Consider the following 8,407-nt stretch of genomic DNA (forward strand, 5'->3'; position numbering starts at 1 on the left):
CGCCTAGTCTCTGCGATTGCTTCGCTTCGCTCGCAATGACAGATAGCAATTAAATCTCACCTTCTAAAATTTGATTAACTGTTAGATTAAGTTCGCCAAAGGTAGGAGAAATGAGGCGATCGCTATTTGTAAAAACAGCTTCCTCATACCATCCTTCAGAAAGAGTAAAAATAGTAATTTTTGCTTGTAACGGATCGACAATCCAATATTCAGAAATATTTAGAACGCAATATTCGGCACGTTTGGCGCGGTAGTCAATACTTTTAGTTGATTCGCTGACAATTTCTACTACTAAAAGCGGTGGCGGTTCATTGAGAAGAATAACAGCCTCGCGGTTTTGCAAGTTTCGCCATTGTTCTTTAGGAATAACAACTAGATCGGGAATGCGAACCGTATCCCAGCGATCGCCGCGCGGAGATTGAACGCCAATCGCCATTTGTTTAGATACCCAATCCCGTCCCATTCTAGCAATCTCGTTGCGAAATTGAGTATTAAGAAAATCGACAACTTCACCATGTTTTCCAGTTCCCAGTGCCATTGAAACTAATTCTCCTTTAACTAATTCATAGAGAATATCTGTGCCGTCATTATGGCGCAGATACTCTTCTAGGGTAAAGCGTTGGGTTGTGGCAGTCATCTGATTTGGTGTGGTTGGGGATGATTATATTTTACTACTTTATGATTTTTTTGCCAAGGCGATCGCGCCTGTAGAAACTGCTAGTAAATCTCCTTTTTCATTAGTTACTTGGTAATTGGTAATTGGTAATTGGTAATGGCTAATTGCTAATTTCATGTGTAGTAACAACTAACAACCAACCACTAACCACTAACCACTAACAACTATCTAAATCTGGGTAATTCAATTTCAGCTAGCGATCGCCGTTTTTTACCAGGGCCCGGCGAATAGGTGATCGATGCTACCCAGTCAGCTTTCCCCACAAAAATCGGCTCTGCTGTCCATTGGGGATTTTCAGGTAATCGCGTTTCGGCTGAATCTGAAAATGGAGATGCTCTAAATGCTTCCCACTCATTGGGATTTGGGGTATCTTCCAGTTCCGGTTCAGCTTCCGCACTGAGAAATGGATTCTCCATTGTCGGCTCTATATGCCAGTAGGTTTCCACCTCATGCAGTTGATTACTGGATGCTTCTAATAATGTGCTCACAATCGGATTTTCTTGGGGAAAAGAAGGCGCTTTTGGTTCTTCTAAGGCTGGCTTTTCGGGAATTGACTCCGGTTTCCCTGACCAAGGTTTGACTGGTGAAGCTTGAGGTTTCAATTGTACTTCTGTATTCTGGCCTTTGGGTGTAGCCATCACAGCTTCAGATGGGGTGGGAGTATTGTCATCTGCACTTTCTGATGTCTGAGTTTTGAGTTCTGACTTGATCAGATGAGGCATCTCTAAATACCTTTCTAAAGCTGCTTTGAATTGTAGGGTGTGGCGTTGCTGGCGATGTAGGCGCGATCGCAGTTCCCGACAACTATTTTCTGTTTGTACTACCAGATGTTGCTGTTCGCTGTAACGCTGCTGAGTCAAGGCACATTCTCGCTCGATTACAGCAATGCGGGTTTGGCTGCTTTGTACCTGTGCTGTTAAAGTTTCTATTAAAACTTCTTGGCGTTGGATAATTTGATTGACTTGTTCTTGTTTGCCGAACAACTTGGTTATTTGTTCCTGAGCGTCGCCTAGTTCAGCAATGCGTTGCTCTAGTAAGGTTTCTTTCGCCTCTAATGCGTTTTGGGACTCAATCAGTGCTGTTTCTAGTTCCGCTATCCGCTGCATTAAATCGCGGTTGCACTCATGCAAGGCTTGAACCAAAGTTGTAGGAGATTCAGCTTTACTTGGAGTCTCTGGTGAAAAATGAATGGTGCGATCGCGATCGCGGACTGTCCAAGGAGATATGGGGGAAGGAGAATCAGTTGGTATCGCTCTAGCGGACAATTCTCCTGTTTCCTTCTTCAACTTCCCACCTTTAACAGACTTGGTAGGAATTGCATCTACGCTGATGGCGTTGGGGAAATTGACTGTTTCCCACTCCTCTTCAGGTTGTTCTGGGAGAGTCGGTTGACTGGTGGCTAGTTTTACTGCTTGGGGATCTTTCGACTCGCCGGCATTTTTTGCCACATCTGTCAGTGAGGAAGGAGTAGCTGGCGGTAAAACGCTAGCATCGGATTCGATCGTCAGGAAGCGCGGGGGCTGATTTCCAGGAAGATCAGCTTCAGGCATAAGTTTAGTCCCAATTTTGACACTTCCACCTCTAAAGGGGATGGAATTCTTTAGAAGTTTCACTCTAAAATATCCCTAATGCTAGGGTTCTTGGGCGCAATCCTTTGGCCAAAAATGGCGGTTTGCTATCCTAGTCTTGCAACTAGCTCCTCAAGAGTTAAGTTTTCCCCAGTATTGGGGTAAGTTTTAAAGACTTAACTTGTCTATTTTCTGGATTCTACTGAATTGTACTCAAAAAATCAACCTATCGGGCTGGATTTTCCCTTACGCCGGATTTACATATTATCGGACTTACGCATGGACTCCCAGAAACCGGGTTTTTGCGATCGTATGTGAGTCCGGGCGAAGTATTTTAGTCTAAAAACTGCTGGTTGAGCGAAAGTCGAAACCCGGTTTCTTTGGTTGGATGCGTCAGTCCCGATCTTACTTCTGTAACTCAGCATTACCAGCGGTTCCAGTCCCTCGGAACAGTGGCTCTACATAAATTAAGTAATGGGAAAAGGAATCAATATGGTACTTGAAATGGGAGTCAGCCTCTATCTTTTGAGGAGAGAGGTTTAGAGAAAGGTCAAACCTGTGTTTCACAGAGTTAAAAACCTCTTTTTTGCTATGACTTCCCGAATTTAGCAATCAAAATATTCCGAAATATTGTTGATATTTGACAATAAACTCTCTAGCTTATCTACTTTCAAGAAAAAGACAATATTCTTCCCTGATTGCGATTTGTCTACAAACAATTTCACGTATTTTGATGGCAATATTTTGCTAAAACTATGGAGCTGTTGTTTGCTTTGCTCTTGAGCTTCTTCTATCTTGAATTGTATGTGACCGAGCAAGGCGATTGCATAAACGCTAGAGTTATTTTCCGACACCAATTGCTTTACCGTCCCTTCTCGGTAACTCGGTAGCATATAGGTAATTCCCCGCTCAACTACTGTGCTAATTACTCCCATAATACCGTTGAAGAAAATATTTCCCACCTCAGTCAAAGTTTCCTTTCTCAAGGCATTTTGGTCAAGGGTACGACGATCTTCACTGGCGATGGCATTCACCAGCAAGGCGGCGCTATCTTTAGGGAAAATTAACTGAGCGCTGCCCTGAAATTCTCCACTGAATATGAGTTCCATTGCTACAATCCGCTCTGTACCGAGGCTTTTCTCCAGTTCAGCTTGCAATTCCTGGGGGGACAATATTTCCAAGGGGTAAAGCTCCCAAAAAATCGGCATTTCTGTGATATAATTGAGCATATCAACTGCTCTATCTATGCCAATTTTAAACATTTTTTGCAAAGCTAATTTTTGCTCTTGATTGGGTTTCATAATATTTGTAAATTATCTCCTGCCCTACTTAAAAAGAGAGAATGTTAACAGTTAACAGTTGACAGTTAACAGTTAACAACTATTCACAACTCAAAACTTATAATTACCGCGTCTAAGGTTGGCGGCAAATCCCAAATACGGAGGTATAACCATGCAGAAATGTACTACCGCCGACAGGGCCGATTTCACCATTACAGAAAAAGCCAGTGAGAGGAATATTGTTGAGGTAGCGGCTGAACAGGCGGGAATCAAAGCTGGGTTCACCGTAAAGACCTTCGCCCCGCCCCATGCAGGAAAACATTAAGGCACCGGCTCTAGCGGCGACTGGGTTAAAGGGGGCTTCCCGCTGATAGCGAGCGAGTAGCATTTCTAGGTCTTCTGCGGAGGTACGGGCATCGCGGAGGTGGAATTGGATGCGTTGACCGGGGCGGACGCGATCGCCAATTGCAATGGCTCCTACCTTGGGGTCTACCCCCAGCAGATTGCGGATTAAAAAGTCTCCTTGGTCTAATTTCAGCTTAAATTCATCTCTGACTACCCCTACAAACAGAGAGTGCTGGGCTAATTCCCGATCTTCTTCGCTGAGAGTAGAAATTAAATCTCGCAAAGCTTCTAGAGGCGATTGTTTACGGCCGCTACCTGTTCGTTGCTCTAAACTCTCTTGCTCTTCAAGCCCCAGCAAAATATTACGCTCTCCTTCTGTAACTCTATAGGGTTGACCAATGGGCCGACAGCCTTGAGCTACAATCGTTTCCAAAACTATATTGCCGCTGAGGGCTACTCCCACAGTCCCTTCTCGGTAAAGTCGATAGTTACAAAATAGTGCTGCACTCCTCCCCATCCCATTCCCGCTAGCGAGTCCCCCGACTTTAGCTGAGCCGGGATAGGCATAATCTAACCCTTGGAGTAGGTCGTTAATTTTTGAGGAAAAGGGATCGGCTAATAAGATGAACTGGGGTTGCTCTTGGGCGGAAACGCCGATTTGTTCTACCCAAGTATCCGGGGGACTGTCCATGTCAGGAAGTTCTTCTGCTGCTATGTGAAAGGCTTTTACTTTTACCCCCGGTAAACGTGCCAGACTCAGGCTTAGGGCTGGCGTTCCTTCGACTTCTTCAGTTATACCGCCTCTATTCATGCCAATAACGCCCCCGCCTCCGCAATCAGCGATCGCAGCGGCCGGCAGGTATTCTTGCAGCAAGGGCATTAGGCGAGAATACTCGCTGGCAAAAGCAGACGATATAAACACCAACCCCAAATCTGCTGGCCCCTGCAATCCTTGCTGAGCTTGTTCTACAACTTCTTTGAGAGCAGCTTCTAAGGAAGGGCGGGTTGATAAGGCGCTGACCCACTGCATTTCGCTTGGCGCGTACATCTTGACACTCCTATAATTAATTTGCTTACAATTGCTCTTCTCACTAGGCTAACCTGGTTATGCCGCCGCAAGAGCGATTCGATCGGAGCAGATCCCACGCTGGGAAATCTTATGTTAAGATAAATTAACCTATGGATCTATTAAGGCTGTGAGGTCTCAACTTGGATTAGTGGCAAAATCTTAAAAGATAAAGCTTAATACAGTTGTGACACCCCAACTTAATGTATGAATAGTTGAGTAGCACTTCTAAAGCTACTATTGGTGGGCTAATTTAGCCCAATCTGCAACTGGAACCTCTAACCAAATTTCAGACGGGAGAAGTTTCTCCTAGTGATTAATCTCCTAATGATTAAAGTGACTGAGACAACATCCATGAATAACATCCAAGAAAAAATTGACGAAGAACTCGCAAACGCTCGTGCTGTATGCGATGTTAAAGGCGGTGCGTCAGGTGAATGCGCGGCAGCATGGGATGCAGTTGAAGAACTGCAAGCTGAAGCTTCCCACCAGAAGCAGAATAAACCAAAGAATTCATTTGAGAAATATTGCGACGATAACCCCGATGCGGCTGAGTGCCGATTATATGAGGATTAAAATTCGCAACTGTCAGCTATCAGCCTAGTTTGCTTCTGGAGTTGAACTTCTTCTTTGATACGGACAAACTCAATTAAGGTGAAGGCTGACGGAGCAATGTTTAGACCCTAAAGCTGGCAAGCCTTAGCAAGCAACTGGGATTTGAGAAAGGTATTCCAGTTGCTTGTTTTATTTGTTTAGTAGAATTTTTGCAAAAATATCTAATTAAATTTGTTTGAAAATGTCGAGCTTTTTACTTGCTGCTAATTCACCCTGGTTTCAACCCCTAGTCTGGACAGATTACCGACTAGCGGTGCTATTTACTATTTTGATACCGCTAATTTTACTGATTTGGGCTTTTGTGGAAAAAGCTGAGGCAATGGTACGGTTATTAATTATTTATTGGCGGGTAGCCAGCTTGTTAGCAATTACAGTTTATCTAATGATCGCTGCATTGCCTATAAGTTTTGGAGTATCCTTATTAGCTCGTGCGCTCATTCCTGTGTCTCTCTGGTTTTGGGTAGATCTTAACGAAGAAATTGACGATCGCCCACAGTCGCCGCTGAAACTGAGTTTTACCTCGTGGCGTTGGGCTGTTACTATTTATAGCGCTTTAGGTGCGATCGCCCAAATTCCGTTTATAAATTGCGGTTTCAAATCTCAAAGTCAATTGATGGACGAGCCATTTTGCCGAGTTTGGTTAGATGCGCCTTGGATGTATAAAGATATTTTTCACCACAATGGAAATGTCCAATTTTTGGGCTTTTTGGGGTTGGTTGGTTTAGTAGTTTATGTAATTTACTTGAGCTACTTTGTATTAATCAAGTTGGGGAAACAGGGGCGATCGGCTACAGGACAATGATAAAGGCTAATGGCTAATGGCTAATGGCTAATTGTTAATTGCTACAGGACTTACGCTCATGGCCCTAGAAACCGGGTTTTTGAGAGAATCTGTGGGTAAAAACGAAGAATTTTCGTCAAAAAAACCCGGTTTCTTTGGTTGGGTGCGTAAGTCCTGTAATGGCTAATTACCCACCCTCCCCCTCTCCCCTCCGATCAATTAAAAATTAAAAATTAAAAATTTAATCTCACAATTTTTAATTTTGTATTTTTTTTTATTTTGCATTTTTAATTTTTAATTAATTAAGTTACTCCCCCATCTCCCCCTCTCCTCTGCTCCCCTGCTCCTCCGCTCCCCCTCTTCCCCTAGCCCCTAAAAAAAAGCTCCTGCCATTTAAACAGGAGCCTTCAAATCAATCAAAAAACCTAATCAAGATTAGGCATAGAAAGTACAGCTTCATTCTCCCGGTCAATACCTTTCTCAAAGCCAGCAACAGCCGCGCGAGCGCGACCAGCGTGCCACAAGTGACCAACCAAGAAGAAGAAACCCATCACAAAGTGGAAACAAGATAACCAAGAACGCGGAGACACATAGTTAAACGAGTTAACCTCAGTCGCCACACCACCCACAGAGTTCAAAGAACCCAAAGGAGCGTGAGTCATGTACTCAGCAGCGCGGCGAGCTTGCCAAGGCTGAATATCATTCTTGATCTTGTTCAAATCCAAGCCATTAGTACCGCGCAGAGGCTCCAACCAAGGGCCTTGGAAATCCCAGAAGCGCATCGTTTCACCACCGAAAATAATTTCGCCAGTAGGAGAGCGCATCAAGTATTTACCTAAACCAGTTGGGCCTTGTGCAGAACCGACGTTTGCGCCTAAGCGTTGGTCGCGGATCAGGAAGGTCAAAGCTTGAGCTTGAGAAGCTTCTGGCCCCGTCGGCCCATAAAATTCGCTAGGGTAAACAGTATTGTTAAACCAGACAAAGCAGCAAGCAATAAAGCCCATCAGCGACAAAGCGCCTAAGCTATAGGAAAGATAAGCTTCCCCAGACCAGATAGAGGCGCGGCGAGACCAACCGAAAGGCTTAGTTAGAATGTGCCAGACACCGCCAGCAATACAAATCAAGCCAACCCAGATATGACCGCCAACAACATCTTCTAAGTTATTGACGCTAACGAGCCAGCCTTCGCCACCGAAGGGAGAGCGAGTCAAGTAGCCGAAGATCACACTCGGATTGAGCGTGGGATTGGTAATCACCCGTACATCGCCACCGCCAGGAGCCCAAGTGTCGTACAAGCCACCAAAAGCCATTGCTTTAGCTACCAACAGCAGAGCGCCGCATCCCAAAATAATCAGGTGGTAGCCCAGGATGTTGGTCATCTGGTTCTTGTCTTTCCAGTCATACCCAAAGAAGCGAGAGTATTCTTCCAGGGTTTCTGGGCCGCGAACGGCGTGATAAATGCCGCCCAAACCGAGAACAGCAGAGGATATCAGGTGAACTACACCGACGACGAAGAAGGGGAAGATGCTGGTGACTTCACCGCCAGCGCCTACGCCCCAACCCAAGGTAGCGACGTGAGGCATGAGAATTAAGCCCTGTTCGTACATAGGCTTTTCGGGGATGAAGTGAGCGACTTCAAACAAAGTCATCGCTCCGGCCCAGAATACGATCAAACCAGCATGAGCAACGTGAGCGCCTAACAACTTACCGGAAAGGTTGATCAGGCGAGCGTTACCGGCCCACCAAGCAAACCCGGTGGAATCTTGGTCGCGGCCGCTTAAATAAGGATTAGAGAGCGTTACCACTCGGTAGAACCTCCAGCGATTTTGGATTTTGGATGTGGGATTTTGGATTCCAGATTATAAACTGCTCTGAAATCCAAATCTCAAATATTAGAGAGCGTTACCGCGAGGAAGAACTTCTTCAGGGAAGATGAAGTTTTCATGCGGTTGGTCTTGAGGAGCCATCCAAGCGCGGATACCCTCATTAAGCAGAATGTTCTTAGTGTAGAACGTTTCAAACTCAGGATCTTCAGCAGCTCGCAACTCTTGGGAGACGAAATCGTAAGCCCGCAAG

At 45.1% G+C, this 8,407-nt stretch carries 7 protein-coding genes and 1 pseudogene; 2 read left to right on the plus strand and 6 right to left on the minus strand.

Annotated features, from left to right (window positions below):
* Positions 1–49: 49 nt before the first annotated feature.
* From PN499_RS04370 to PN499_RS04385, 4 genes are all read right to left on the minus strand, one after another.
* The gene (locus tag PN499_RS04370) at positions 50–637 is read right to left on the minus strand and encodes a Uma2 family endonuclease (protein ID WP_272030457.1); all 588 of its coding nucleotides are present in this window, start codon (positions 635–637) and stop codon (positions 50–52) included.
* Between the two features lie 203 nt (positions 638–840).
* Positions 841–2,226 carry a hypothetical protein gene (locus tag PN499_RS04375; protein WP_272030458.1) on the minus strand — a complete coding sequence of 462 codons (1,386 nt, stop codon included), beginning with the start codon at positions 2,224–2,226 and terminating at the stop codon, positions 841–843.
* A gap of 623 nt (positions 2,227–2,849) precedes the next feature.
* Positions 2,850–3,545: a hypothetical protein gene (locus tag PN499_RS04380; RefSeq protein ID WP_272030459.1), complete on the minus strand. Its 696-nt coding sequence runs from the start codon at positions 3,543–3,545 to the stop codon at positions 2,850–2,852.
* Positions 3,546–3,657: 112 nt separating this feature from the next.
* On the minus strand, positions 3,658–4,917 hold the full coding sequence (locus PN499_RS04385; RefSeq protein ID WP_272030460.1) for an FIST signal transduction protein: 1,260 nt from the start codon (positions 4,915–4,917) through the stop codon (positions 3,658–3,660).
* Positions 4,918–5,289: 372 nt separating this feature from the next.
* Between PN499_RS04385 and PN499_RS04390 the strand changes: the two genes are divergently transcribed.
* Both PN499_RS04390 and PN499_RS04395 read left to right on the plus strand, forming a co-directional pair.
* A complete protein-coding gene (locus PN499_RS04390) occupies positions 5,290–5,511 on the plus strand; it encodes a Calvin cycle protein CP12 (RefSeq protein WP_272030461.1) in 222 nt (73 codons plus the stop codon).
* A 220-nt stretch (positions 5,512–5,731) separates the two neighbouring features.
* On the plus strand, positions 5,732–6,352 hold the full coding sequence (locus PN499_RS04395) for a DUF3177 family protein (RefSeq protein WP_272030462.1): 621 nt from the start codon (positions 5,732–5,734) through the stop codon (positions 6,350–6,352).
* A gap of 404 nt (positions 6,353–6,756) precedes the next feature.
* Here PN499_RS04395 and psbC read toward each other — a convergent pair whose 3' ends face one another.
* Both psbC and PN499_RS04405 read right to left on the minus strand, forming a co-directional pair.
* Positions 6,757–8,136 carry a photosystem II reaction center protein CP43 gene (gene psbC / locus PN499_RS04400; protein ID WP_272030463.1) on the minus strand — a complete coding sequence of 460 codons (1,380 nt, stop codon included), beginning with the start codon at positions 8,134–8,136 and terminating at the stop codon, positions 6,757–6,759.
* 87 nt (positions 8,137–8,223) lie between these two features.
* Positions 8,224–8,407, minus strand: a pseudogene (locus PN499_RS04405) (photosystem II D2 protein (photosystem q(a) protein)); the annotation flags it as partial.

Origin of the sequence: Kamptonema animale CS-326 (assembly GCF_028330895.1) — a bacterium.
Lineage (GTDB): Bacteria > Cyanobacteriota > Cyanobacteriia > Cyanobacteriales > Microcoleaceae > Kamptonema > Kamptonema formosum.